23 protein-coding genes are annotated in these 25883 nt (G+C 38.6%); 11 read left to right on the plus strand and 12 right to left on the minus strand.

The annotated features are described in order from the left end of the window. Positions 1 to 7: 7 nt before the first annotated feature. The 6 genes from DSM106972_RS26045 to DSM106972_RS26065 all read right to left on the minus strand — a co-directional run bounded on the left by DSM106972_RS26045 (position 8) and on the right by DSM106972_RS26065 (position 3889). Positions 8 to 433, minus strand: coding sequence for a F0F1 ATP synthase subunit B' (locus tag DSM106972_RS26045; RefSeq protein WP_127083426.1), 426 nt, complete (start codon positions 431 to 433; stop codon positions 8 to 10). A 127-nt stretch (positions 434 to 560) separates the two neighbouring features. Beyond that, the gene (gene atpE / locus DSM106972_RS26050) at positions 561 to 809 is read right to left on the minus strand and encodes an ATP synthase F0 subunit C (protein WP_127083427.1); all 249 of its coding nucleotides are present in this window, start codon (positions 807 to 809) and stop codon (positions 561 to 563) included. A gap of 93 nt (positions 810 to 902) precedes the next feature. Next, entirely contained in the window at positions 903 to 1655 is a 753-nt protein-coding gene (atpB, locus tag DSM106972_RS26055) for a F0F1 ATP synthase subunit A (protein ID WP_019493625.1), read from the minus strand. A gap of 122 nt (positions 1656 to 1777) precedes the next feature. Continuing rightward, positions 1778 to 2215 carry an ATP synthase subunit I gene (locus DSM106972_RS26060; RefSeq protein WP_127083428.1) on the minus strand — a complete coding sequence of 146 codons (438 nt, stop codon included), beginning with the start codon at positions 2213 to 2215 and terminating at the stop codon, positions 1778 to 1780. Positions 2216 to 2363: 148 nt separating this feature from the next. Beyond that, positions 2364 to 2498, minus strand: coding sequence for a hypothetical protein (locus DSM106972_RS54990; protein ID WP_267901158.1), 135 nt, complete (start codon positions 2496 to 2498; stop codon positions 2364 to 2366). A 209-nt stretch (positions 2499 to 2707) separates the two neighbouring features. Then, positions 2708 to 3889 carry a class I SAM-dependent methyltransferase gene (locus DSM106972_RS26065; protein WP_127083429.1) on the minus strand — a complete coding sequence of 394 codons (1182 nt, stop codon included), beginning with the start codon at positions 3887 to 3889 and terminating at the stop codon, positions 2708 to 2710. A gap of 136 nt (positions 3890 to 4025) precedes the next feature. Here DSM106972_RS26065 and DSM106972_RS26070 point away from each other — a divergent pair, with 136 nt between their 5' ends. After that, positions 4026 to 4736 carry a 2-phosphosulfolactate phosphatase gene (locus tag DSM106972_RS26070; protein ID WP_127083430.1) on the plus strand — a complete coding sequence of 237 codons (711 nt, stop codon included), beginning with the start codon at positions 4026 to 4028 and terminating at the stop codon, positions 4734 to 4736. A 68-nt stretch (positions 4737 to 4804) separates the two neighbouring features. Here DSM106972_RS26070 and DSM106972_RS26075 read toward each other — a convergent pair whose 3' ends face one another. After that, on the minus strand, positions 4805 to 5128 hold the full coding sequence (locus DSM106972_RS26075; protein ID WP_127083431.1) for a hypothetical protein: 324 nt from the start codon (positions 5126 to 5128) through the stop codon (positions 4805 to 4807). Positions 5129 to 5642: 514 nt separating this feature from the next. Here DSM106972_RS26075 and DSM106972_RS26080 point away from each other — a divergent pair. The 10 genes from DSM106972_RS26080 to DSM106972_RS26125 all read left to right on the plus strand — a co-directional run bounded on the left by DSM106972_RS26080 (position 5643) and on the right by DSM106972_RS26125 (position 17575). After that, positions 5643 to 8963: a phycobilisome rod-core linker polypeptide gene (locus DSM106972_RS26080; protein WP_127083432.1), complete on the plus strand. Its 3321-nt coding sequence runs from the start codon at positions 5643 to 5645 to the stop codon at positions 8961 to 8963. 370 nt (positions 8964 to 9333) lie between these two features. After that, a complete protein-coding gene (gene apcA, locus DSM106972_RS26085; RefSeq protein WP_127083433.1) occupies positions 9334 to 9819 on the plus strand; it encodes an allophycocyanin subunit alpha in 486 nt (161 codons plus the stop codon). A gap of 103 nt (positions 9820 to 9922) precedes the next feature. Beyond that, positions 9923 to 10408 carry an allophycocyanin subunit beta gene (gene apcB, locus DSM106972_RS26090; protein ID WP_019493631.1) on the plus strand — a complete coding sequence of 162 codons (486 nt, stop codon included), beginning with the start codon at positions 9923 to 9925 and terminating at the stop codon, positions 10406 to 10408. A 300-nt stretch (positions 10409 to 10708) separates the two neighbouring features. Next, positions 10709 to 10912 carry a phycobilisome linker polypeptide gene (locus tag DSM106972_RS26095; protein ID WP_026093335.1) on the plus strand — a complete coding sequence of 68 codons (204 nt, stop codon included), beginning with the start codon at positions 10709 to 10711 and terminating at the stop codon, positions 10910 to 10912. 171 nt (positions 10913 to 11083) lie between these two features. Continuing rightward, positions 11084 to 11500: a hypothetical protein gene (locus DSM106972_RS26100; RefSeq protein WP_127083434.1), complete on the plus strand. Its 417-nt coding sequence runs from the start codon at positions 11084 to 11086 to the stop codon at positions 11498 to 11500. A 323-nt stretch (positions 11501 to 11823) separates the two neighbouring features. Then, entirely contained in the window at positions 11824 to 13020 is a 1197-nt protein-coding gene (locus tag DSM106972_RS26105; protein WP_127083435.1) for an FtsW/RodA/SpoVE family cell cycle protein, read from the plus strand. 29 nt (positions 13021 to 13049) lie between these two features. Further along, positions 13050 to 13406 (plus strand): Uma2 family endonuclease, encoded by a 357-nt coding sequence (locus tag DSM106972_RS26110; RefSeq protein WP_233787272.1) that lies wholly within the window; start codon positions 13050 to 13052, stop codon positions 13404 to 13406. A gap of 95 nt (positions 13407 to 13501) precedes the next feature. After that, positions 13502 to 14233, plus strand: coding sequence for a cytochrome c biogenesis protein CcdA (locus DSM106972_RS26115; protein WP_127083436.1), 732 nt, complete (start codon positions 13502 to 13504; stop codon positions 14231 to 14233). Positions 14234 to 14257: 24 nt separating this feature from the next. Further along, on the plus strand, positions 14258 to 15646 hold the full coding sequence (locus DSM106972_RS26120) for a cytochrome c biogenesis protein (RefSeq protein ID WP_127083437.1): 1389 nt from the start codon (positions 14258 to 14260) through the stop codon (positions 15644 to 15646). Between the two features lie 558 nt (positions 15647 to 16204). Continuing rightward, the gene (locus DSM106972_RS26125; protein WP_127083438.1) at positions 16205 to 17575 is read left to right on the plus strand and encodes a peptidoglycan-binding domain-containing protein; all 1371 of its coding nucleotides are present in this window, start codon (positions 16205 to 16207) and stop codon (positions 17573 to 17575) included. Positions 17576 to 17667: 92 nt separating this feature from the next. Here DSM106972_RS26125 and DSM106972_RS26130 read toward each other — a convergent pair whose 3' ends face one another. The 5 genes from DSM106972_RS26130 to DSM106972_RS26150 all read right to left on the minus strand — a co-directional run bounded on the left by DSM106972_RS26130 (position 17668) and on the right by DSM106972_RS26150 (position 25668). Continuing rightward, positions 17668 to 18507 carry an SGNH/GDSL hydrolase family protein gene (locus DSM106972_RS26130; protein ID WP_127083439.1) on the minus strand — a complete coding sequence of 280 codons (840 nt, stop codon included), beginning with the start codon at positions 18505 to 18507 and terminating at the stop codon, positions 17668 to 17670. Between the two features lie 451 nt (positions 18508 to 18958). Beyond that, the gene (locus tag DSM106972_RS26135; RefSeq protein ID WP_127083440.1) at positions 18959 to 19609 is read right to left on the minus strand and encodes an OmpA family protein; all 651 of its coding nucleotides are present in this window, start codon (positions 19607 to 19609) and stop codon (positions 18959 to 18961) included. Between the two features lie 2 nt (positions 19610 to 19611). Next, entirely contained in the window at positions 19612 to 21180 is a 1569-nt protein-coding gene (locus DSM106972_RS26140) for a hypothetical protein (RefSeq protein WP_127083441.1), read from the minus strand. 60 nt (positions 21181 to 21240) lie between these two features. Beyond that, positions 21241 to 24501, minus strand: a complete 3261-nt coding sequence (locus DSM106972_RS26145) for a tubulin-like doman-containing protein (RefSeq protein ID WP_127083442.1) — start codon at positions 24499 to 24501, stop codon at positions 21241 to 21243. Between the two features lie 18 nt (positions 24502 to 24519). Then, on the minus strand, positions 24520 to 25668 hold the full coding sequence (locus DSM106972_RS26150; protein ID WP_127083443.1) for a VWA domain-containing protein: 1149 nt from the start codon (positions 25666 to 25668) through the stop codon (positions 24520 to 24522). Between the last annotated feature and the right edge of the window lie 215 nt (positions 25669 to 25883).

Raw genomic sequence — 25883 nt, forward strand, 5'->3', positions numbered from 1 at the left:
GCTTTGTCTAAACAGTTTGTCCCAATAATTTATCTAGAATTTGCTGACTTAAAGAGTCTACTCGTTGTTCTAAAGAACGCATCGCTGACTCTTTTTGACTTTCAATTTCGCGTGATGCTTCTTCACGCTGCTTTTGAACTTCTTGTTGAGCTTCTGCAATACTCTTAGAATAAATTGATTGAGCATCTGCTTCCGCCTGATTTATTGCAGCTTGTGCTTGCTTACGTGCTTCTGCAAGTTGCAGTTCGTAATCTTTCGCTATTCGCTCGGCTTTATCCAAACGCTCGCGAGCATCAACCTTGTTGGTTCTAATGTAGTTATCGCGGTCATCTAGTGCCTTTGTTAAAGGCTTATAGAAGATCGAGTTTAGTAAAGCCGCCAAAAGCAGGAATTGTAATGCCATTAAAGGCAGGGTTGCATCAAAATCAAACATTTCTTGCCTCGTCCGCGCACTATACGGCAATTTTTATTGATAAAATCCAAAATTTGGGGGCGTATTACTGTAGAGACGGTGATAGTTATTAACTATACATACAGCGTCTCTACATTAAAAATTTGTATTACGCGGAGAATGGGTTCGCAAACAATAATACTAGAGCGATAACCAGACCGTAAATTGTCAACGATTCCATGAACGCCAAGGTTAACAGCAATGTACCGCGAATTTTTCCTTCTGCTTCGGGTTGACGAGCAATACCTTCAACTGCTTGTCCAGCAGCATTACCTTGACCAATACCAGGTCCAATTGCAGCTAAACCGATAGCGAGAGCAGCAGCAAGTACAGAAGCAGCAGCAACTAATGGATCCATTTTGGTTTTCCTCGGTGTTATTACAAAAAAATGAACAGGTTGTTTTAGTTATCCAATCTCAAATTACATCAAATGATGTTCTTTGGACGCTCTTTAATGTTCCTCATGTTCTTCGCCATGTCCTTCGAGTGCCTCATGAATGTAGGCAGCAGCTAAGGTAGCGAATACCAACGCTTGAATGGCGCTAGTAAATAATCCAAGTGCCATTACTGGCAGAGGAACAAACAAAGGAACTAGTAGAACTAGTACTCCAACCACCAGTTCATCCGCCAAAATGTTGCCAAAAAGACGGAAGCTTAGGGAAAGAGGTTTGGTGAAATCTTCCAGAATTGCGATTGGCAATAAGATTGGGGTTGGTTCAATATACTTTCTGAAGTATCCTAAACCTTTCTTGCTAAAACCAGCGTAAAAATACGCCAAAGAAGTTAGCAATGCCAGTGCAACAGTTGTATTAATGTCATTAGTCGGCGCCGCTAATTCACCTTCAGGCAATCTTAATAGCTTCCAAGGTATTAAAGCACCAGACCAGTTCGAGACAAAAATAAACAAAAATAATGTGCCAATAAAAGGCACCCAAGGGCGATACTCTTTCTCACCAATTTGGTTTTTCGTCAAGTCCCGAATAAATTCTAGGGCATATTCCATTAAATTTTGGATACCACTAGGAACTTTCTGGATATTTCTCGTTGCAGCAAGCGATGCTATTACGAGAAGACCAATAACAAACCAAGAAGTGAGAAATACTTGCCCGTGTACTTTTAATCCACCCAATTCCCAGTAAAAGTGTTTTCCAACTTCTAACTCGGCAAGGGTAAGAGAATGGAAGACGTTGATAAAATTCACCATTTTCTTCCTATATCAAATGTTTCTCCCATCTTAAATTAAGAGCAGGGGCAAATCTTACGGGTAGATATAAACCTAACCGCAAAATCTAGATTTACTTTTTCGGTTATCCCGCGTATAAAGCGCTAGTCAGCGTTAAAAGCCGTCCGAATTACATAGAAGATGAGAGTTGCCTTATAAGTCAGAAATCCCAAAAATATGGGCATTACCTGTAATTCATCCCACCGCGATGCGAGCAGAATTACTATTACCAATAATGCGAAGCGCGTTTTACTTAGCTTCTGTTTTTCTGGCCCCAATCCCTCAACATCTTTCGCCAACATTCTAATATAAACTAAGCCGGCACATGCCCCAAGCAAATAGTTTAGGGCAATGTTCAGAGAATAGAAAATCCAAACAGAGACGAAAATAATCCCCGTTATCACAAGAGTAATCGTTAGCAACTCTTGATAGAGTCGATAGAACTCTTGCATAGAACCAACTGGCTCGGAGTCCTCAATACCGGATTGAGCTTCTTGTCGTATTGTTGGTGTGGGTTCGGTTGTTTCTTCTGACAAGCTCACGGGACTTTAAACCAGTATTTTCTAGTTATGTTGACTGCACACTCAGCCAGTAAAATCATATCACGATTGGGTAACATTACTTTAGAAAAAAACAACTAACTTAATTGTTAACTCCAAAAAGATCTCCATTCGCCCCACGTAACCCGTTTTAGGCAACTGATTGACCATTTAGTGATTGAAAACTGGACATTGCCTCCATTAGATGCTCTATATTGCGAGAATTGGCGCCCGTTACGAACAAAGTCGAAACTAGAAACCAATCAGGATGATAACCTGCTCTCAAGGCTTATTTTACAAGAAGCGATAAATATTCATCCTTCCCCTTCACATTTTAGCTCCTAGTTTTCACTCGTTTGTGTCTTGCTGAACCTAATTTCAGTAGACTCTACTTACTGAGTTATCTATCACACTTGATATTTCCTAGGAATACACTGCACTCACTAATCATAATTATCTACATTTAGTTTTCTCTATCCTCTGCATATCTACGAGCTACATTGGCGCCATCATTATTAATTGTTGTTCAATAAGGCGCCGAACTCCATCCAAATTAAAATCTACAGATTTTAAAATTTCATCCACAGTTTTACTGCTATCACAAGCCTGCATAAAAGCTAACTCTGCGTTAGATAGATTTACTATTTTGTAATCATAGTTAAATATTGTTTGACTTGGGAACCCATCTATGCATGGGCTAACTTCTGGTATCGCACTTAGTAATGTACTATTTGACGACCAGTTAGCTTTATTTAAAGGTGGACGTGCCAGAAAAAACTCGTAATGACTAGTTTCAGGATTTAGTAATTCAATCAAACGATAACGTTGACGCTCCGTCAGACTTTCTGCACGCTCCATTAGTTCAGGTGATTTACCCAAAAGCGCTTGCAAGTCCCAAAACCCAGGATTTGAAAAACCGACAAATTCCAAACCCGAAGCATCAATAAGCTCAAACAGCGTATCAATGTTATAGTCAATCTCCTGGGGGTGTACGTACATATCCGCGAAATTCTCATCACGATGATTTTCTAATGACCACCGTTCCTTATCTCGCTTCACAATTCGATTATTTTCTGGAAGCGAAGCAAAAATTTGCCGTCCCACTTTGACTCCATCTTTATAATCTCCACGTTTATCACCTTGGAGTAATGCAACAGCACGTTGCATAAGTTGGATTTCCCAACGTCCTAATTCCCCATATACAAATATATGAAACAAACCACCAGGCGCCAATTTTTTTGCTAAAGCTTGAATTCCTCGAATTGGGTCATCGGTATGATGTAAAACCCCAACACAATTTATTAAATCAAATTCCCCAGGTAGCTGTTCGACATCAAATAAACTTAGCTGATGAAATTCTACACGATTGGCACCGCTACGTTGACAACGTTCCCTAGCTATCTCCAGTGTTCCCGCACTTAAATCTATCCCTACAACCTGTGCTTCTGTATTCAAATGTACTAAATACTCAGTTCCAACACCCGACCCACAACCAGCATCGAGAATACGAATATCTCGTTTTTGCGGTTTCATCCCGGTACAAAAATTATAAGCAGCCAACCAATTCCACCGCCAATTGTAACCTGGAGGCGCCTCATCTAGTATTGGTTCTGGCGGAAACGGATATGTATCGTAGAGTTTAGCAACTTTCTCGCTAACTTTTTGAGTATCGGACATAGTATAAACAACATCGCTGCATCTCTGAGTCTATCGTGTGCTTGGGCGTTTTGAGCAGTTATATTTGATTCAACATATATATATAGTTAAAGAATGGAGCTTGCAACGGATGTAACGGATGTAACGGATATAACGGATGATTTACGACCAAGCTGAATTTGATATAAGTTGCGAATGGGGTTTACAGGGCGCCCATCAACTGGCGCCAATCAGTAATATTATTATCATTGTTGATATATTGTCGTTTTCTACCTGTGTTGAAATTGCGACTAATAACGGCGCCATCGTTTATCCTTATAAATGGAAGGACGAAGCAAAATTTTATGCAGAATCTTTACAAGCAGAATTAGCAGGTAAACGAGAATCTGAGAAGTATTCTCTTTCTCCTGCGTCGTTACAAAATATTCCTGCTTGTACAAAATTGGTTTTGCCTTCTCCTAATGGTGCAACCCTGACACTTGAAACAGGAAATACATTAACAATAGCTGGTTGTTTCCGAAATTGTGAAGCGGTAGGAAAATTTGCTCAAAGGTTTAGGAAGGTAGCTGTTATACCCGCAGGTGAAAGATGGGCAGATAATAGTTTACGTTTTGCGTTTGAAGATTTAGTTGGCGCCGGAGCTATTTTAAGTTATTTGAAGGGTACTTTTTCACCAGAAGCTCAAGCAGCCGTTGCAGCATTTAAAAGTTGTGAAGATGATTTATTAGGTTATTTAAGAAAATGCAGTTCAGGTAAAGAGTTAATTTACCGTAGGTTTGCTCAAGATGTAGAGTTGGCAGCAGCTTTTAATGTAAGTAAGTGTATACCTGTTTTGGTTGAAAGTGCTTATTTAAATAAGGAAATTTAGGTGTCTCTGTGGTAAAAAATTAACTATGTATTGCACAGGCAAGATGCCTGTGCTACAATTATGGGTTTTTATCGAGAATTGCTGTATACTTTTAAGATTAACTTTAATACTTTTTCGTTATATTTACTGAATTTAACCGTTGTATCTTTGTTGGCTGTTACATTTGTTTTGTTGATTTTCTTAGTTTTTGGCGCCGTGTTTACGTAGTTCTGATGTTGGTTGTTAACGGCGCCATAGGCACTATTTTGTTGTAGCGTAGGCAAAGGTCTATTTTTTGCCCATTTTAGAAATGATTTAACGCTTTGTTCTGGTAACGCTGTTGCAGGAGTAATAGTTTGTGTAAGCGCGATAGATAGAGCAGCTAGGGCTAGTAATTTATACTTAAAACGCATAATTTATCAGAAGTTTTTGCTTGTACTTATCTGTACTAACTATAAGTAGCTACAATCTTATCTCCGTATTTCCGGAACTATTAGCTGAGAAAACTCACAGCACCGAAAATTCACACTTGCTTACTAAAATTATAAGCGATTTAAGATTTTGACTGCCACTTTTAAGGTTGTATAGCGGTGAAATTGCGTTTAAATTAAAAATAAGTACATGCATTATCAGTAAATTCAATGAACTGCATATCTGTTACTTATCGTTACAAAACTTAGTCGAGTTCTCAGATAAGATGGAGTGGTTACTGTCATAACTTGATACATTCAGGTGACAAGTTCGACATACTTCTTAATAAATCCACAGTGGAACCGCAAAACGTTCTAATCTATAAGCTGACTGGGTTAATTTTCTCTGATGGCTTTGTTAAGTGACATACAGTGATGCATAAATTAATTACTGTGTCAAGTACAAGGTAATCAGACTTAACACAAAAAAAATATTGATGGGAGTTTTAGAAATCCGATGAGTGTTAAGGCGAGTGGTGGAAGCTCGGTTGCGCGCCCGCAACTATATCAAACTGTAGCATTATCGACAATTTCCCAAGCTGAACAGCAAGACCGTTTCTTGGGAACAGGCGAACTTTCGGAGTTGGCGAGCTACTTTGCATCTGGCGCCAAGCGTTTGCAAATAGCTCAAACTCTGACAGATAATTCTGAGATTATCGTCTCGCGCGCTGCTAACCGAATTTTCGTTGGTGGTACACCGATGGCTTTCTTAGAAAAGCCAAAAGACCCAGAAGTGGCGATGGCAGTATCGGAAGCACTAGGCGCCTCAATAGTAGATGTGCGTCGTGGAATGGAATTAGGAAACGTCACCTACGTTGAAAGTCGTGGTGGTTTCTTTGAAAATTTACGTTCCATCTTTAATACCGCTTCAACTGGTCCAACACCTCCAGGCTTTAGACCAATAAACGTTGCTCGCTATGGTCCGTCGAACATGGCGAAGAGTCTACGTGACTTAAGCTGGTTCTTACGTTATGCGACTTATGCAATTGTTGCAGGCGACCCTAATATAATCGCTGTAAATACACGCGGTTTACGCGAAATTATTGAAAATGCTTGCTCTACAGAAGCGACTATTGTAGCGCTGCAAGAAATAAAGGGAGCTTCACTTAGCTATTTCCGCCAAGACCCCGAAGCAACCGAAATTGTTAAGCAGTACATGGATGTTTTGATTAGCGAATTCAAAGCACCAACACCTTCAACCAAAGTTCGTCAGCGTTCTTCATCTGACCAACAAGGTTTGGAACTGCCACAAATTTACTTTAATGCTTCCGAACGGCGCCAAAAGTTCGTAATGAAGACTGGTTTATCGGCGGTTGAAAAGAACGACGTTATCAAAGCTGCGTATCGGCAAATCTTTGAACGTGATATTACCCGTGCTTATGGCTTGTCTTTATCATATTTAGAGTCACAAGTCAAGAACGGCGACATCTCGATGAAAGAGTTTGTACGTCGTATTTGTAAATCTCCGCTTTACCGCAAAAACTTCTTTGACCCCTACATTAATAGTCGTGCTTTAGAATTGGCTTTCCGTCATATTCTTGGTCGTGGTCCTTCTTCACGCGAAGAAGTGCAAAACTATTTCTCAGTAGTTTCTTCAAAAGGACTATCTGGACTTGTAGATGCTTTGGTAGATTCGCAGGAGTATTCAGATTACTTCGGTGAAGAAACTGTACCTTACCTACGCGGTTTGGGACAAGAAGCTCAAGAATGCCGTAACTGGGGACCACAACAAGATTTATTTAATTACAGCGCACCATTTAGAAAAATACCTCAGTTTTTAACAACGTTTGCGTCGTACAATCAGCCATTACCCGACCAACATCCATATGGTTCTGGTAATGACCCCTTGGAAATTCAATTCGGCGCCATTTTCCCGAAAGAAACCCGCAACCCCAGCAGCAGTCCTGCGTTCTTCGGTAAAGATACCAAGCGTCTGTTAATTAACCAAGGACCAGGGATTAATAACCAAAATAGTAATCCTGGAGCGCGTGGTGTGGCGCCTGGTACACTAGGGCCCAAAGTCTTCAAACTCGACCAATTACCAGGAACTCGTGGTAAGAAATCAAAAGCTGGTACAAACGTTAAGTTCTCTGAAAGCTCCACACAGGCAGTTATCAAAGCTGCTTATTTACAAGTTTTCGGACGCGAAGTTTACGAAGGTCAGCGTCAGAAGGTCGCAGAAATTAAGCTAGAAAACGGCGAAATTAGCATTAAGGAATTTATCCGCGCATTAGCGAAGTCGGATGTTTTCCGCAAGATGTACTGGACTAATTTGTACGTCATGAAATCGGTTGAGTACATCCACCGTCGTTTGCTCGGTCGTCCTACTTATGGGCGATCTGAAACCAACAAGTACTTTGATATTTGTGCGAAAAAAGGTTTTTACGCATTAGTTGATGCAATTATTGATACCGATGAGTATCAACAAGCTTTTGGTGAAGATACTGTTCCATACGAACGCTATTTAACACCTGCTGGACAATCTGGACGTAACTTACGTGTTGGTAGTATCCGTGAAGATATTACACCCAGCATTACCAAAGAAGAAGTTCCAATGTTTGTGCAACTGGGTACTCCAGCAGAAGCTCGTACAGCACCTGATGTTGCTTTCCGTACCAACCAAGGTGTATCGAAGCAGCGTGAACAAACCAAAATCTTCAAGCTTGTCTCTGGTACTGGCGATAAAGTAGCTGTACAAACACTTATTAGTGCTGCTTACCGTCAAATTTTCGAGCGCGATATTGCACCTTATGTAGCTTCGTCTCGTGAATTTAAGGTTTTAGAAAGTCGTTTAGGTAATGGTGAAATTACCGTCAAGGAATTCATCGAAGGTTTGGGTTGTTCGAGCCTGTACTTAAAAGAATTTTATACACCTTACCCCAATACCAAGGTTATCGAACTAGGAACCAAACACTTCTTAGGACGGGCGCCGCAAAACCAACAGGAAATTCGTAAATATAACCAAATCTTGGCGACACAAGGTATCAAAGCGTTTATTAGCGCCATGTTAAATACCGTTGAATACCAAGATGTATTTGGTGAAGACACTGTACCGTATCGTCGCTTCCCAACATTACCTGCTGCGAACTTCCCCAACACAGAGCGGTTGTACAACCAACTCACGAAACAAAACAACGATGTGGTTGTTCCAAGCTTTGAGCCAGCTGAGTCAAAAATGGACATGTCAACCATGCCCATGACTGGTAAAGCAATAGCAGATTTAGCGGCACAAGGACGTAGAAGCAACGAACCTGTTTATAGCGGTGTCGGTCGTACAGTTACTCCGGTTTCACAAGTTGTAAGCGCACGTCAAAATGTTCGTATTTATCGCTTTACAGCAGGTGTTAATCAAACTGATTTTGCAACAACTCTAAATGCGCTTTACGCACAATTGTTAGATATTCACGGCAGTGAAATTCCTCAACAATTCCGTAATGCTGAGTTAGAATCCAAACTCGAAAATGGCGCCATCTCGGTACGTGAATTCGTTCGTGGTTTAGCTAGCTCTGATGCTTATAAAGCACGCTTCTGTACAACCTTCCCACAAAATAAGGTAGTAGAGTTACTGTTCCGTCACATACTAGGACGTACACCCGCAACAATTGCCGAAATCAATCAATATAACCAACTATTGAGTGAGCAAGGTGTAGTTGCTACGGTTAACGCGCTTGTAGATTCGACTGAATACGCTCAGTACTTTAATGAGGATGTTGTTCCTTACCAACGTGTACCTTCCTTAAAGGCTGGTAACTACTTGGGTAGCGTTAAAGCTGAATAATTCATCCCCCCCAATTTACATTCTTGTTGGGGGGATTAAATATTAGGCTGTTGACTGTCAATTAAGCAGCAGCCTATTTTGTGTTGAATATGAAAACATTTCTTAACAAAGCTTTCATTTAATAAGCACAAAATGTGTAAAATAGCAAACATGAAAGCAAATATTACAAAGTGTTAAGAAGAGTCATAAATACTCAACAGGATGCCTGAAAATAATCCATAAGAGGTAGTTGAGTTTAACTGCTTGTGTTGATGAATTTACGCAAGTGGATTCTCGAAGCCGTCGAAAGCGACGAGATAAATTCACGACCGTTGTAACAGTGCCAGTAACTCGTAAATCTGGTTTTACCTAGTATTGGAGGAATCCATAAATGAGTATCGTCACGAAGTCCATCGTGAATGCAGACGCAGAAGCACGCTATCTCAGCCCTGGCGAATTAGATAGAATCAAATCTTTCGTTACCACTGGAGAAAAGCGCCTACGTATCGCTCAAGCATTAACCGACAACCGCGAGCGCATCGTTAAGCAAGCTGGCGACCAGTTGTTCCAAAAGCGTCCTGACGTTGTTTCTCCTGGTGGAAACGCATACGGTCAAGAAATGACTGCTACCTGCTTACGTGACCTTGACTACTACTTGCGCTTAGTTACCTACGGAATCGTTTCTGGTGATGTAACACCTATCGAAGAAATCGGTATCGTTGGTGTACGCGAAATGTACAAGTCACTTGGAACCCCCATTGACGCTGTTGTTGCTGGTGTTGCAGCAATGAAGAGCGTTGCAACTGGACTTATGTCTGGTGAAGATGCTGGTGAAGCTGGCGCTTACTTTGACTACGTAATTGGTGCTATGTCATAGTTTTGGTTAATCGCAACAGATTAATCTTAAACTTGGACTCGATTTGATTAAAAATTAGGCGCCGGATTATTGCAATACGGTTGGAAATAAGGAAATAACAACAATGCAAGACGCAATTACCTCAGTAATCAATTCTTCAGACGTTCAAGGCAAGTACCTTGATTCATCTGCAATCGACAAACTCAAAGGTTACTTTGCAACAGGCGAACTTCGCGTTCGTGCAGCTACCACCATTAGCGCAAACGCAGCTGCAATCGTAAAAGAAGCTGTTGCTAAATCGTTGTTGTACTCAGATATCACCCGTCCAGGTGGTAACATGTACACCACACGTCGTTATGCTGCTTGCATCCGCGACTTAGACTACTACCTCCGTTATGCTACATACGCAATGTTAGCTGGCGACCCATCTATTTTAGATGAGCGCGTACTTAACGGTTTGAAAGAAACCTACAACTCATTAGGTGTACCCGTAGGCGCCACCGTACAAGCTATTCAATCAATCAAAGAAGTGACTGCTAGCTTGGTAGGTCCTGACGCTGGTAAAGAAATGGGCGTTTACTTAGACTACATCAGCTCTGGCTTGAGCTAATAGTCGTAACACGCGCGCCAGAAGCTAAAAATTAGCTGCGTAATTTAAGGGCTGGGAATCAGTTGTGAGTGCTAGAAGGCTGAGAGCTTATTGAGTAAAAAGTGCTGAGTGCTGAGTGCTGAGTGGATAGACAAAACTATACATGAAGTAACTGAGATATTGAGTAAGTTTTGTTTAATGAGTTTTGGCAAGCTAGTATTGATGATTGATTCCCAGTCTTGCAATGAGTAGGCAAATATTCAACACTCATAATTTTTGAAATAAAAAAGATATTCCACTTCATACAGGAGACCTATCACCATGCGGATGTTTAAAGTTACAGCTTGTGTACCTAGCCAAACCCGGATTAGAACCCAACGCGAACTTCAAAATACCTTCTTCACAAAACTAGTTCCTTACGAAAACTGGTTCAAAGAACAGCAACGTATTCAAAAAATGGGTGGCAGAATCGTTAAAGTCGAACTTGCTACTGGCAAACAAGGTTTAAACACAGGTCTTCTATAACTTATATACTTACTCTCCAACAAGAAATTACTATCGGGAGTTACCCAGAGGTCTAAAAAGACCTCTTTTTTTGTTATCTTGTGAAACTATCTTGTGGAACGGGCATCCCTGCCCGTCCTTATGTCAAAATATAAATTATTGAAGAATCATAAATAACTAAAATCAGTAACTATGATAAAAATGATATCTTCAGACTTGTATACTCAATTAATAGATACTCTCTCACCAGATAAAATAGAAGTTTATCTTGAGTGTTCGGGATGGGTTAAATATAAAGAAGTTGAGTATGTTTTATCTCTATGGTCTAATAGTAAGCAAGATAAACAGTTTACTATATTATTACCTTTAGATAAAGAGTCTGCTGATTTTGAAATTAAGATAGAAGAACTAGTACTTATATTATCTAGATTTGAAGAAAGGTCAAAAATTGATATTTTAAAATCTTTAGGTAATACTTCTGTAATTGCTCAAGAAAATAACAGAGAAATTATAGATATAAAAATAGAGTTTAAGGAAGTTGATAAGCATTATATTCCTGCGAAAAGTATCTACATCTTATCAAAAATCTCAACAAAGCTCTTGAGTTGAACAAGTTGTATAAAGCAATTATAGAGGAAGAAGTAACTGTTAATGCACTAACAGGAGAAGAAATTGTTAAACATACTCTTACTAGCTTAACCTCGGAAAGTGTATGAGGAGTAGGACTGTTCTATGTTAAGAACGGGGCTTGCGATGCCCATTCCACAAGATAGAAGATTAAATTTTTGTATTTCTATAAGTAAGGAACTTGATGTAGATGTATCTATAAATACTATTGCATAACTAATTTATGGAATTGTGGGTAAATTTGGGTTTAATCGAGTAATATCGTTTGTTGTTTATACTTAGTAACTTCACCCAGTGTACCGATAGTGAAGATAATTCGTCGCCTGATACCATTTTTAGATGACTCCGTAAACAGTTGGGCACTTGAAGCGCGTTTATTGCGCTGGCTGACTATGGTTTGGCTGTTTGTAGGACTAGCAGTTTTATTTAGTGCGTCTTACCCAGTAGCAGACGCAAAGTTCCAAGATGGATTGTATTACTTTAAGCGCCAACTCATTTGGGTAGTTGTTGGCGTATTAGGATTCAATATTATTGTTAATACCCCAATTAAGAAGATAACAGGTATATCTCACTGGTTTATCTTCTTAATGTTACTGCTAATCTTCGTCACCCTAATTCCCGGACTTGGTAAAACTGACTTAGGCGCCGCACGTAGGTTACTCGGTCCAGTTCCAATTCAACCATCTGAATTAATTAAACCTTTTTTGGTTATTCAAAGCGCTCGATTATTTGGACAATGGGACAAATTAACATGGCGTGTGAGGTTTACTTGGCTAGGTGTGTTTGGTTTAGTTGTTTTAGGTATACTTGCCCAGCCAAACCTTAGTACTGCTGCATTGTGTGGAATGACTATATGGTTAATTGCACTCGGCGCCGGACTACCTTATAAATATTTAGGAAGCACCGCACTTGGTGGAATTGTACTTGCCACATTAAGTATCAGCATCCGTGAATACCAACGTAAACGGGTAATGTCTTTTATCGACCCTTGGGCAGATGCCACAGGTAACGGTTATCAGCTGGTGCAAAGTTTACTTGCAATTGGTTCTGGTGGACAGTCGGGAACAGGGTATGGGTTATCGCAACAAAAACTTTTTTATCTACCTATTCAAGATACCGACTTTATATTTTCTGTATTTGCTGAAGAATTTGGCTTTGTTGGCTGCATGGTATTGCTATCATTACTGGCTATATATGCCACTTTGGGTTTAATTGTAGCAATCAAAGCAACTAACCAAACTTACCGACTAATTGCAATTGGCATTACTATAGTTATGGTTGGACAGTCATTACTACATATTGGTGTAACTACAGGCGCCTTGCCAACTACCGGTTTACCTTTACCATTATTTAGTTACGGTGGTAACTCAATGATAGCCAGTTTACTTGCCGCAGCTTTCCTAGTTCGTGTTGCTCGCGAAAGTAGCGAAGCTGAAGTTGTACCTATCAACCCAGAATTAACACGAACTAAAAAACGCAGACGCATTACAACTTCACGGTGAACTGGCAACGGATAAAGCGGATGTAACGGATGTATATAAGAACTTTATCCGTTACATCCAGCACGAATAAACAAGGTCGTCGTCCAGATGTTTCTTACTTAGATAAAGATTTACTTACGCAATACGGCAATGCTGACTTTTTACCGCAAAGTTTTCCATTAATTGCAGAAATTGCTTCTCCTGATGATAACGCTGAAGATTTATTTGCTAAAGCCAAAGAATATTTAGATTCGAGTTGTTTAGAAGTGTGGTTGATATATCCTGAAAATCAATGGATTATTATTTTTACCAAAGATAAACATTTATTATTGACTCTAGGAGAAACAGCTAGGACTCAGGTTGTTTTACAAGGGTTTAGTATTGCTGTGACTGATTTATTTTTATAACAATATACTAAATATATTAAGTTATGGAACGGGCATCCCTGCCCGTTCCACGTTAGAATGCAAGCAGAGTAAGCATCCTAACTCAATCAACACCCATGCTGGAAACTCTTTCTACTCAACTTTATCAACTCGAACGCTTTGCTAACGGTATTGTCGCTAGCCAACTGACGCATTTGAGTGTTATCAGTATTGGTGTAATATTTTTAGCTGGATTGCTCACCAGTCTTACACCTTGTATGCTGTCTATGCTACCAATTACAATCGGGTACATTGGCGGATACGAAACTAAAACTCGTTTACAAGCTTTTTCTCAGTCAACTTGGTTTTCTCTAGGTTTGGCAACCACACTTGCTGGTCTAGGTATATTTGCCGCAGGTTTTGGGAGAGTATACGGTCAAATTGGAATTGGTCTACCAATCATTGTTAGTATTATCGCTATTTTAATGGGGTTAAACCTCCTCGAAGCTTTACCTTTACAATTACCCTCTTTTGGTGGTACAGATTGGATCTCTCAAGATTTACCTCAAGGTGTACGCGCGTATTGTATTGGTCTCAGTTTTGGATTAGTTGCTTCTCCTTGTAGTACCCCAGTGTTAGTAAGTTTACTAGGGTGGGTAGCAAAACAACAAGATTTATTTATGGGTGGAGTTTTATTACTCTCCTATACATTAGGTTATGTGGCGCCGTTAATTTTAGCAGGCACGTTTACTGCTTCTATAAAAAAGATACTCGAACTGCGACGCTGGTCGGGTTGGATAAATCCTGTCAGTGGTGTAATGTTAGTAGCATTTGGCGTATTTTCTTTACTTTCCCGAATTCCTATTTAGTTTATAATCGCTTATATTAACCACATGACTGCTGATAACACAACCGAAAAAGAACTTAATTGGTTTTCTCTTCTTAAACGTTCAATAAGACAAGATTTATTACCAATATTGACCGATTTAAGACTTGCCATTGTGATGCTACTTGTAATTGCAGGTTTTAGTATCCTTGGTACTGTTATAGAACAAGGGCAGTCGCTAGCATTTTATCAAACAAATTATCCTGAACATCCAGCTTTATTTGGATTTCTGACTTGGAAAGTCTTACTTTTCATTGGTTTAGACCATGTTTACCGCACATGGTGGTTTTTAGCGCTACTTATATTATTTGGCACTAGTTTGGTTGCTTGTACGTTTACCCGTCAGCTACCTGCTTTGAAGTCAGCACGTAAATGGAAATTTTATGAAAGACCTCAACAATTTCAGAAACTTGCTTTAAGTGCAGAATTTGATGATGCTTCGTTAAATTCATTACCTGAGATTTTACAAAATCAGCAATATAAAGTCTTTCAACAAGATAATACACTGTATGCACGCAAAGGTATTGTTGGTCGAGTTGGACCCATTATAGTTCACATTGGAATAGTTGTAACTTTACTTGGTTCTATTTTCGGCGCCATGACAGGGTTCGTTGCCCAAGAAATGGTACCAAGCGGTGAAACATTCAAAATCAAAAATATCATTGATGCGGGTCCTTTTGCAGCATCACAAGTTCCCAAAGATTGGTCGGTACATGTAGACCGTTTTTGGATTGACTACACACCTTCAGGTGGTATCGACCAATTTTACTCGAAAATGTCGGTATTAGATGCTCAAGGTAAAGAAGTTGATAATCAAACAATATATGTCAACAAACCTTTACGTCACAACGGAGTAACTCTTTACCAAACCGACTGGGGTATTGCTGCTGTTCGTGTGCGTGTTAATAATAGTCCAATATTTCAGTTACCAATGGCACCGCTTAATACCAACGGCAAAGGTAGAATTTGGGGTACATGGATACCTATCAAACCCGACTTAAGCGAAGGTGTATCATTACTTGCCAAAGATTTACAGGGAATGGTGTTGATATACGACAGCAAAGGGCAACTTGCTAACACCTTACGAACAGGTATGTCCACACAAATTAATGGTGTGACATTAAAGCTACTTGATGTCGTAGGCAGTACAGGATTGCAAATTAAAGCAGACCCAGGTATTCCCCTCGTTTATAGCGGGTTTGCAATTTTAATGACAGGTGTCGCAATGAGTTATTTCTCCCACTCCCAAGTTTGGGCACTACAAAAAGATGGTCGCTTGTATGTAGGTGGCAAAACCAACCGCGCACAAGTGGCTTTTGAACAAGAGGTGTTATCTATACTTGACAAAGTAAATTCCGCATCCACTAAAAACCAAAAAGAAGTATCTCTTACTTAAAGAAACCTGGTTTCTGGCGCCTAACGTTTTTATAGATGAAAAATGTCCACAGTACAATGTCCACAAATTGTGGACATTTTTGTATCCACTCTAAGTACAAGTATTGAAAGTTACAATAAATATTTCAGTAATTTCTTGCGAAATCACTTAGAATATAAGCATAGTACAGCAGCTTTTTATTTAAATTTAATCTAGGAAATTGACGCATGTAAGGAAAGTCAGTGGTATATTTCCATTTATAAACGGTTTGTGTATAGTTGTGTGCTATCGGGGGTAATAAGGCGTAAAAGCTTTAATTTCTGGTATTTTTGATTTTTTTGTAGTGGCTGCGTCAGATGTAGCAAAAATTTTGGGTAGAAAACCGGAATACTGCTAAGTCAAGGTGATTCTATTTAATAAACGAACGTAGCAAAAGTGACTAGTCACAACAGCTACTTCAACTACTCTGCCTCACCACTTTGATATAAACCTAAGTGTTTGACACACCTGTAAGGTATATGCCATAACAGGTAATTTCTTTAACCGAAAAAACTTACTTGCTAAAACTTTGGTAAAATTATGGAAAATACTAATTATCTGCATCTAGCTTCAGCTTATGAGGCGCCTAAAGAAGTCGAAGTCACAAATATCCAAGTTGGTTTAGCATCTTGGAATTGGGGTAAACTTTCTTTTAACGCAATGATGCGGTTTTTACCTGTAATGCTGTCACTGTTTGTCGTCAGTATAGCAGGACAAAGTTTAGCCGTATCACGAGGAACTTCAGGCACAGAAGTTAGTAGCGTTCAAAGATGTTTAAAACAATTAGGTTACTTCAACGGCCCAGTAACAGGTAACTTTGGTTCACAAACTCAAGACGCAGTTACTCGCTTTCAACGTGCGAATAGACTACCAGCAGTAGGTTCAGTCGGTCCAAGAACACAGCAACTATTACGCTCACAGTGTAACACTCGTAACACAGGTGGTGGTAACCGAGCAAGTGGAGTATTAAGTTTAGGCAGTCGCGGACAAGCAGTCAGCAACTTGCAAAGTAATTTATCGCGTTTAGGATTTTATAACGGGCCAATAACCACTACTTTCGGACCACAAACTCAAAATGCAGTAATTCGTTTTCAGCAAGCGAACGGTTTGCGTGCAGATGGAGTAGTTGGTGCTGGAACTCTTCAAGCTATTCGCACTGCTGGAACTTTTGGTGGTGGTTCAGGCAGTGTTGGCGGTCCTTTGGATAACGCTTTAAATTATGGTGACAAAGGATTTCTTGTTAGAAGATTACAAGAAGATTTACGCCAGTTAGGTTTCTTTCCTGTCAACCCAACAGGTACTTTTGGCCCGACAACACGCGATGCTGTCTCTAACTTTCAACGCAATAATGGACTTATTCCAAATGGTATCGCCGACACACAAACCTTAACATTAATATCTCAAGCTCTTGTTAACCCTAACAATCCAAACCCTAACCCAAACAATAACGATTGTTCAACAGCGCGTGGTGAAATATGTCTTGGAGAACGCAGCCAGCGAGTCATAATTGTACAGCAACGCTTGCAGCAGTGGGGAGTTTTCGGAGGTAATGCAGATGGGTTTTATGGACCAGCAACCAGAGATGCAGTTGCCCAGTTCCAACGTGCAAGACAACTGGCGCCAACAGGGTTTGTAGATTTTAATACATGGCAAGCACTAGGTTTAAGTAACAACCCGGCGCCACCCGCAGTACAGCGACCCGAAAGGAATAATCGTTATGTAGTAGTTATTCCTATATTTGCCAACGACACATTAAACCGTGTTCGTCAAGTATTACCACAAGCATTTGCAGCAAAATCTGGTTTGGGTGACTATGTAAATGCAGGTTCATTTAACGAACGTAGCGAAGCTGAAAGACTAAGTGACCAACTACGCGATAGAGGTTTCGACGCCCGCGTAGAATACTTTTAAACACCTGTGAAATGGGCAATTTTGTGGAATGGGCATCCCTGCCCGTTCCCAATATAAGGCGGCAAAGGACACAAAGTACACAAAGCAAAGAGTTAAACGGCGCCTAATTGTAATTGAGAAGTTTGAGTATTAAGAACAGTAAAGGCTTTTTCGGCAATAATTTGATGTGCGGCAGTTGTTGGATGAATACCATCCCAAAATAAAAATTGGTTAGGATTACTACAAGTTGCTCCTTGATTTAAGCAAGCACTTGTCACATTTGTAAAACCATATTTAGATGGGTTAGAAATTGCATCCCTATAGAGTGAACTTACATCTAACTCAATGATTTGTGAATTAGAGTCAAATTTTTGCCGCAGTTGCGATAATGATTTGGTTAAACCCTGATTATGTGCTTTTGTGACTGCACTTAAACTTTGAGAACTAGCACTGCTTTTAGTCGCTGGTAAATCACCCAAATCTGGTAAATCCGCAACCAAGATTTTTTTGGCGCCTGCCTTCAGTAAAGACTCAACGGCTTGAGTAATGTTTATAACAGGCGCCGTCGAATCAGCAATACCATATATATAGTCATTAGCACCAGCCCAAATTATATATAGTCCATTATCGTTTACATCTGCCTGTTTAGTAAAGTTTTCAACTTGTCCTAGTAAACCAGGGATACCATTATTACTAACCTTACCCGTCATGGCGCCACCAAAAGCAAAATTTGCACTTTGTTTAGCATCAAGCGTTAACTTTGAGGCAAGATACTCAACCCACACCTGACCATTAGAATAACGTCCTTGAAAATAGGGAGGATTCGGTGGATAGTTTCTATTCGTTGCGCGATACATATTTCCGACATCCGAAAGACTATCACCAAAAACATATATTTGATTGATAGTACGCGCACTGATATTATCGTGTAATGAAGATGTAACTAAAACCATAATTAAACTAAGTAAAGCAATTATTACCGTAAAAAAGAGCTTTTTCACTGTCAAATAAGTGAGAAATTGATCAAAAATAAAACTTGTTAAACAATCGTAGGTTGGGTGGAGGCTTTGCGGAACCCAACATAAACCCTAGCTAAATTTAGCGAGCAAAATATAAAACAATAAAGCAATGAAGTGTGAAGCGTCTTGACTAAAAAATCAGACTTCAAGCTCTATATACATATTTAAAGAAAACTTATTTTAGATGCAGCCTCATTTACTTATCAATTCCGTATAAGCGCTTAAAGTAATTACTCTTCTACTGTAACAACTCTTTAAATACAAAGGGTAGTAATAACCGTCTTCCGAAGTTGAAATCATGCCAACAATACAACATTGCCACTTAGGAAAGATAAAATAGTCAGTCGCAAGATATATTTTGATAGTAAGGTAGCTTAAGCCCACCCTACCTAACTTCTTTCACTTCACCTAGACGGGTAAAGCGAATTTCGATACGGCGCCGTTTAGCTTCAGACTGACGCTGTTGTTGTGGGATGGGGGCAAAGTCACCATTAGGTAAAATTAATTGTGCTGCGGAATAAGCGCGAAACTTAATTCCTGCCATGCTTTTGTCTTTTCGTTGAATTCTTAGTAGCTCTTGGACTACAGCAAGAGAACGCATCAGCCCTAAGTCAGCATTAGAACCTGCTTTCAAGTTGCTCATTGAACCCTTGAGATTAGCTGCCCTTTCTAAATAATTATCTAAATTACTTGTACTAGTACCAATAGGTTGTTCATCAGTATGACCAATAATTTCAACTGTATTTATATTGTAATCTTTGGTTGTTTTTTTAATGTTTGGGACTAGTTTAGTTTTAATATAATCTAACATTGCACGTGGAACTACCGCGCTACCAGGGTCAAATCTATAATTTTCATCTGGAATAAGTAGAATTGGTGGGGTACCTGTATTTGCGCTATTAGATATTGTATATTTGGTCAGAGCTATTAACAATAATAGTAATAATATCATGAAGGCATTAGACATTAAGTCTGTAAAAGCAGGCCAAATATTCAAGTCTTCAATGTCAGTATCTTGTCGTAAATTTTTCGCCATAATTATTTAGATTGGGCAATTAATTGTTTCATTTCCTGAAGCTGTTTTATGCATTGTTGAATTTGAGTTGCAACCAATTCTTGATACATTGTGCGATTATTTGTAGTGAGTTTATCAATACCTTCTATAAAGCGCGCGCCTATGTTTTGATAATTTTCAACAGATTGGATATTATTTTTGGTTACAATATCTTTAAGCTCACTAGTTAATTTATCAATCTTTTGATTATTAGAGATGATTTGCTGAGAAACAGATGAATTGATGCGGTCTGTTAAAGACTCAATACCCAAACTAAGACCTTCTGTATAGCTTCTTACTACTTGCAATAACTGTACTAAAGAAGTATCTACTTTCTCCAAACTATCTGCTTTATCGGTAATTTTTTGCTCTAGTTTTTCTATCTTATTTAAAGTTCTAGATAAATTATTTGCGCCTTGCTTAAGCTGAGGAATAATCTCTTTAAGTGAGTGTTGATTATTTTGATGTAATACTAGTATATCAATAGAGGTTTCATTTAAGGTTTTAATACCTTTACCTAAGTCGCTTAATTCTTGAATACAAGACAGTAGCACACTCATTGTTTCAGCTAGACTTGTTGCGGAACGAGTGAATTTTTCTTGTGTGGTGGATAACTGCGTCGTAGCTGTTGATAATTTTTGTGGAAAATCACTTTTTTCAAAAGTTTTTGCTGCTTGTGTAAATACTTCAGAATTTTTACTCAACGCTTCCATTGCTTGGTCAAATCTAGTAGCAGCAGAATTAATAGTTCCAGCGGCATTGTAAAATTGTTCATAAACTTGTTTTGCTAGCTTAGTTGCTTCCCGGTTCCCTTCAATCATTTGCTGTGCGACACGTCCCATAGATGACTCAACTGCTTCACGAACGGTTTTGCCAAAGTTAGTTAAAAACTCATCTTGCTGCTGAACCATTCGATTAACTATTTTGTCAAGTCGAGTATCACCTTGTAATTGTGGTTGGTAAATATTATCTAGATAATCTTCTAGGCAATTAATTAATCTATATTTGGCAAAGCTAGTGTTTTTAATCCAAGATATTACTGTAATTACTGCACTAAAAAAAAGCCCTGTTAAGCTTGTAACAAAGGCAATACTCATGCCTTGCAATGGTTGTTGTAATTCCTGTACTAAATTACTGATATTGTTAGCACTTGTTTGATTAAGCGTTTGGCTAAGTGATGATAAATTAATTGTGATACCTAAAAAAGTTCCCAATAAGCCGAATGCAAGCAGTAAATTAGGCAATAATCTACACAAATATTCAATTTGGTCGTAAGTAATTTTTCCTAACTTTTCTTGACTGTAAATTTGATTTATTAATGCTCCTGTATTAACTTGCTCTAAGTTTCGGCTTGCTACCTCAAATCTTGTTTCTAACTTTTCTATTATTCGCGGTTTAATTCCTGCTATGTTTAGGTCGATTAATCTTCTTACTTGTTTTTCTAAATCAATTAAATTTTGGTAAAGTTGCCAGCGTAAGTATATAGTAATACAAGATGGTAAAATTACAAGAATGATAATAAGAATAATTAAGTATGGTGGTATTGTTTCCATTATAATGCCTTAAGTGTTTGTACTTGTATTCATATTCAAGCAGGCGCCCATCCAAAAGAATTAAGTTAAGGGATATGCTTTCAATATTTTTTGGCGTTCAGATTCGTATTCATCCTGAGTAATAATACCATTTGACAAATCTTTCTGTAGAAGTTCCAGTTCTTGCCGACGTTTTGCTCTATTATCAATAGTACTAGTTGTATGAGTTGAATCCTGAATTGAATCATTAACTATTTCTGGAAGCAAAACTTGTCCATAATTCTTTTTTGAATCAGAAATTACTGGTTGAGAAGTTTTTAATCGTGTTTCTATTTTTCTACGAAAGCGTGGAATTATACCCTCCTTTGCGCTAGCGTCATTACTGCCAATGACTGTTGACTTAAAAGGATAATTGGGACTATCTGGTGCTAAATCATCTATTTGCTTAATAAAAGCGCGCAATTTTAATAGATACTCCTGATCCCAAAGTTCAGGTTGTTTTTCGATAACCGCAATTTCTTCATCCAAAAGTTTTTCTAAAGCTTGAGTCATATCCGAACGGTTAGCAAGTTCTTCTAAAGCTTGGTTCCATTCTTTACTTAAAGCAGCTATATGATAACTATCGCGCAACGTATCATAAAATTGGAATTCACATTTTTTATTGTCCTGACTGTCTGACAATAAACCAAGCGCTAGGCAAGGATAAAAAATATCTTCTAATTTTTCCATTTGCATGGCATCTGGAGGAATGATATCAGGAAAAGAGGCGCTATAGTCGTTGTGAAGAAAAGATGTTGCAGAATTTTGTTCGCGTAGGTACGGGTTCCGCATTTTTTCTAAAGAACCTACAAGTCTGAGTGGAAACCCTGCGTACTCGTTTACTATTAAAATTTCGTCCCCAGCTTGGGTTGGTTTAAGTACACTTGCTGGAATTCCTAAATCTTTATCTAGCAATGTTTTAAATTGTTGTACTTCAGACTCATCTGTATCTTTAAAACCAATTAACTTACTACTTTTAGCTAGGTCATCGCGGTAATATGGGTCGCTTAGGTTTAAACGCAGCAATGGTTCAGCTTCCTGCATAATTTGTGCTAGACGTGTCGAGCGCGCTCCTTGTGAATATTTTTGCATAAAGCGTTTAATAACAGAGTTGACGATATTAATACTTTTTGGAGCAAATAAACTATCAACTTTAATATCAATATCTTTTTTCAGCTGCTGCAAGGAGGTGCGTTCGTCAATAAAACAAACCAAAGATTTTTCTTGCCCAGTTGGTTCTATAATTACTGAACTCGCTAGCACTAATTGGCTCTTGATATCATTTTCTGGTAACATCACTTCATAGCAACGAGCAATATCCTCGTTTTCAAATATTGCCTCACCACTCATTTCATCAAAGTTCAATTGTTTTAAATCGCTTTCTTGTTTTTCATAAGCACGCATCAAATTTTCGACTAAATTATTAAACGCAGCAACTTTAGTACTTATTTCTTGAAGTATTTGTTGTAAATCATCAATAATCTTTGCTACTTCTTGCAAAACAGTTAACTCAAAGTTATGCTTGATACTCTCTGTAGCAGTTCGTAAAGCTTTTCTAGCTTCGTCTTGTGATTGGTGATTTTTATTATTTACAAATGGTATACTAGGTTTGTCTTCTATCTCCTGAATCAATTCTTCAGCATCACGCCACTGTTTTTCTATATCTTCTAAACGTTTCATTCCGCCATATTCAGATATTTGTTCTTGTAATGAAGATTGGTACTTACGCAAATCATATTGCAAAGCATCTAACCAGTTACGAGTATTCTTAATAGAAAAATTGGGTTCACTAGGAGTAAGCAAGCGAGCCAAAAACTCATAAATATGTGCTATGAGTTGCTGAGTAACTTTAGGACGGTTTTGTTGCAATTTAGTCAACCAAGTACCACGTACATTCTCAGTTTCACCTGGTTGAACTTTGCGAAACTGCTCTCTAAATTCTCTTGGTAATTGTCCACGAAGCGAGTTGCGTTCTTCCCGATTTTGACATCGAGAAATTACCTGTTCTAATTTATTTTTCCAATCTGTAATAGTTTTAGTAAAAATTTTATTAGATTCTTCTATAGATTCTGATAATTTACTAGCAATTTCATAACTTTTTGCTCGGTCATTTTGCCAGCTATTTCTAGTTAAAAACTCTTCCAATAAATGTTGAGGTTCAGGACTTTGACCTTTACCATTCAACCAGAATTTTGTTAAATCTAGATTAATCCAAGTTAAAGCAATTTGAACGATAATATCACGAGGGAAGTAAATTGCCGCTAATCCAAATGTTAAATATCGTTGTCCATTTGGACGTGGGTGCTTATCCCACTGAATTAAATGTTGCAGAAAATTGTCTCTTTGTCCTTTAACGGTTGGCGCCAGTTCACCAGAAAAGTCTAAGGCGATTTTATAAGCAATGACGTTACATAGTTTGCCTTGTGACAGTATTTGATACTCACCTTTTGTTTGACTAGAAACTAAATAAGTATAGTCAAATGGAGGACGTTTTTCTTGAACTATTGCTAAATTATCAATATCATAGCAAGCTTCAAATTTTGTTCCCGGAGTACTATAGTAATTTAATTCTTTCAGCGCAGCATAAGTATTGGCGCCCATATTAGGAGTGTTGCCATACAATTCAGGACTAACGACAAAATAGCCAACAATTTGAACACTTTCACTACCGTAAAGATGTCTAAGAGCGTAAGCAACATCTAAGAACATACCGCTCCCAGTACCACCGCACAAAGAGCCAACAACAAAAATATTTAGTCCTGGGTCAACTCTTAAACCTTGCTTTAGCATCAAAGAATCATGACCGCGCGTGAGTCTTTCTGCGGTTTCAATTGCCGTTCTAACTTTTTGATAATTATGGAAAAAAGCCAATCTACCTACAGGTCGAATACCTTTGGCACCTTCTTCAACAGCTTTAATATTTCGCAATAATTGTGGAGGAAACCATCTACCAATATGGTCGTAGGGACCGTGACGAGTATATTCTGAACGTCGTGATAAACCTTCTACAAACATTGTTACTTCATTAGTGGACATAGTAGCACTTACCTTCTCAGCTTCACGGAAACTAAGGTCAACACCGCGATAACTACTTCCACTACGAATACCACTAACTTGAGTTGCAGCTTTATCTGTGTCGATATGAACAAAACTAACAATTGGCAAATGACTCAAATCGTTATAACGGTCAACTACCAACCGTCGGATTCGCATCAATACATCTCGTCCAGTGCCACCTAAACCTATACAAACAGTGCGATTGATTCCACGATATTGCAGGTCATTGCCCGGTGCTTGAACCATAGGTTGCTCCCTAATCATTTATTTTTTAACTCTAATAGAAATCTCATAGTCTCGTTTACCATCAGGACAATTTATCCGGAATTGAGACTTAGATATGGCAGTTCGTGATGTAATTTCTTTACCGTTATAATAAATAGATGCTGACTCTGGCGCCAGATATAATTTTTCACCTTTTCTTTCTAAATAACCTCTTACTTTTGCTCCTGGGCAATCTATAGAATCTTCACAGGTGCTATCGTACTCACCAATAGCTATCCGCTTATTATTAGATAATCGACATACCTGGTCTTCGGAGTCTCCTGTCGCTTTAAAATCAACTACTAACTCCCACTTCTTCCACAAACGACTAAATTTAATAGCCCCAAACACTAAACCTGCTAACAATAACAAAAATATTAACCCAGGAAACCACAACTGCTTAATTAAATAAGGTGTTACTAAACAAGTTTGTTCACCACCAGGCGCCGGAGTGCAAAATTCCTGCACTGTAGGGGCAATATCAACAACAGAAAGATTATAATTTTTATTATCCTCAGTTTTAATAGGCTTTGACCGCTTAATCAATGGCAAAGCATCTTTTGTCCAAGCCTGTCGTTCTTGACTTTCTTTTGAATTTGCTATCCGAAAAGGACTCGACGCGGGAGTTTCTATCCAAACATCAGAAGTAATACCCGGTGAAGTCAACAGAGGTGCATCACTAATCCAAATTACAGATTGCTGTTTAACTGGTTGATTTTGCCGCAAACGATTTTGATTAAGTTGAGCAACACCTTGATAAATAATTAGCTCCGCGCGCTGTATATCCGTACCATAACGATTTGGGTCTGAAACAAAAGGTATTTTATTTAAAACTTTGTCAATATTCTCTTTATCTTTATTGATAAATTTTATAGGAGTTCCAAATGGTTTTACATCTGTCCTGGCTTCAGAGATAACAACATCCGTACTGAAAGCGACAACATAAACTGTATCCCCTGGCTTTAAACTATCTTCAACAATTTGCCGGAGTCGAATACGACCCTCATCATTCAACCCTACACTCTCGGTTAAATCGATAGCCAGTACTACATCGCGTCCTGACTGCAACCGAGATACCAATTCTAAGCCCTTTTTTTCTAAAGGCTGAAGTTTCTGCCCAGGTATAACTTTTACGGAAGTTTCACTCAATCTGGTTTCGCGCGCGTTGACTACATTTGTTATTTTAGCGCTTGATTGGAAATTTGCCTGTGATAATACTTAGACTAAATAAATACTTTAAATATTTTTTATATTCATTTATGCAAATTGTGGCACAGGCATCCCTGCTTGTGTATTTATGTAACTATTTTTACCATATAGGCACAGAAACACAGAGAGAAGTTTGGGAGAGATATTGTAGAGCA

Origin of the sequence: Dulcicalothrix desertica PCC 7102, from assembly GCF_003991905.1 — a bacterium.
Classification (GTDB): Bacteria; Cyanobacteriota; Cyanobacteriia; order Cyanobacteriales; family Nostocaceae; genus Dulcicalothrix; species Dulcicalothrix desertica.

What these genes read in the sequence shown, in the direction of transcription:
- DSM106972_RS26110 (WP_233787272.1), top strand. Translation starts at nt 13,050, where the DNA reads ATGTATATAAGAACTTTATCCGTTACATCCAGCACGAATAAACAAGGT.
- atpE (WP_127083427.1), bottom strand. Translation starts at nt 809, where the DNA reads ATGGATCCATTAGTTGCTGCTGCTTCTGTACTTGCTGCTGCTCTCGCT.
- DSM106972_RS26145 (WP_127083442.1), bottom strand. Translation starts at nt 24,501, where the DNA reads ATGGTTCAAGCACCGGGCAATGACCTGCAATATCGTGGAATCAATCGC.
- DSM106972_RS26115 (WP_127083436.1), top strand. Translation starts at nt 13,502, where the DNA reads ATGCTGGAAACTCTTTCTACTCAACTTTATCAACTCGAACGCTTTGCT.
- atpB (WP_019493625.1), bottom strand. Translation starts at nt 1,655, where the DNA reads ATGGTGAATTTTATCAACGTCTTCCATTCTCTTACCCTTGCCGAGTTA.
- DSM106972_RS26100 (WP_127083434.1), top strand. Translation starts at nt 11,084, where the DNA reads ATGATAAAAATGATATCTTCAGACTTGTATACTCAATTAATAGATACT.
- DSM106972_RS26045 (WP_127083426.1), bottom strand. Translation starts at nt 433, where the DNA reads ATGTTTGATTTTGATGCAACCCTGCCTTTAATGGCATTACAATTCCTG.
- DSM106972_RS26080 (WP_127083432.1), top strand. Translation starts at nt 5,643, where the DNA reads ATGAGTGTTAAGGCGAGTGGTGGAAGCTCGGTTGCGCGCCCGCAACTA.
- DSM106972_RS26065 (WP_127083429.1), bottom strand. Translation starts at nt 3,889, where the DNA reads ATGTCCGATACTCAAAAAGTTAGCGAGAAAGTTGCTAAACTCTACGAT.
- apcA (WP_127083433.1), top strand. Translation starts at nt 9,334, where the DNA reads ATGAGTATCGTCACGAAGTCCATCGTGAATGCAGACGCAGAAGCACGC.
- DSM106972_RS26070 (WP_127083430.1), top strand. Translation starts at nt 4,026, where the DNA reads ATGATTTACGACCAAGCTGAATTTGATATAAGTTGCGAATGGGGTTTA.
- apcB (WP_019493631.1), top strand. Translation starts at nt 9,923, where the DNA reads ATGCAAGACGCAATTACCTCAGTAATCAATTCTTCAGACGTTCAAGGC.
- DSM106972_RS26120 (WP_127083437.1), top strand. Translation starts at nt 14,258, where the DNA reads ATGACTGCTGATAACACAACCGAAAAAGAACTTAATTGGTTTTCTCTT.
- DSM106972_RS26140 (WP_127083441.1), bottom strand. Translation starts at nt 21,180, where the DNA reads ATGGAAACAATACCACCATACTTAATTATTCTTATTATCATTCTTGTA.
- DSM106972_RS26135 (WP_127083440.1), bottom strand. Translation starts at nt 19,609, where the DNA reads ATGGCGAAAAATTTACGACAAGATACTGACATTGAAGACTTGAATATT.
- DSM106972_RS26130 (WP_127083439.1), bottom strand. Translation starts at nt 18,507, where the DNA reads ATGGTTTTAGTTACATCTTCATTACACGATAATATCAGTGCGCGTACT.
- DSM106972_RS26075 (WP_127083431.1), bottom strand. Translation starts at nt 5,128, where the DNA reads ATGCGTTTTAAGTATAAATTACTAGCCCTAGCTGCTCTATCTATCGCG.
- DSM106972_RS26095 (WP_026093335.1), top strand. Translation starts at nt 10,709, where the DNA reads ATGCGGATGTTTAAAGTTACAGCTTGTGTACCTAGCCAAACCCGGATT.
- DSM106972_RS26125 (WP_127083438.1), top strand. Translation starts at nt 16,205, where the DNA reads ATGGAAAATACTAATTATCTGCATCTAGCTTCAGCTTATGAGGCGCCT.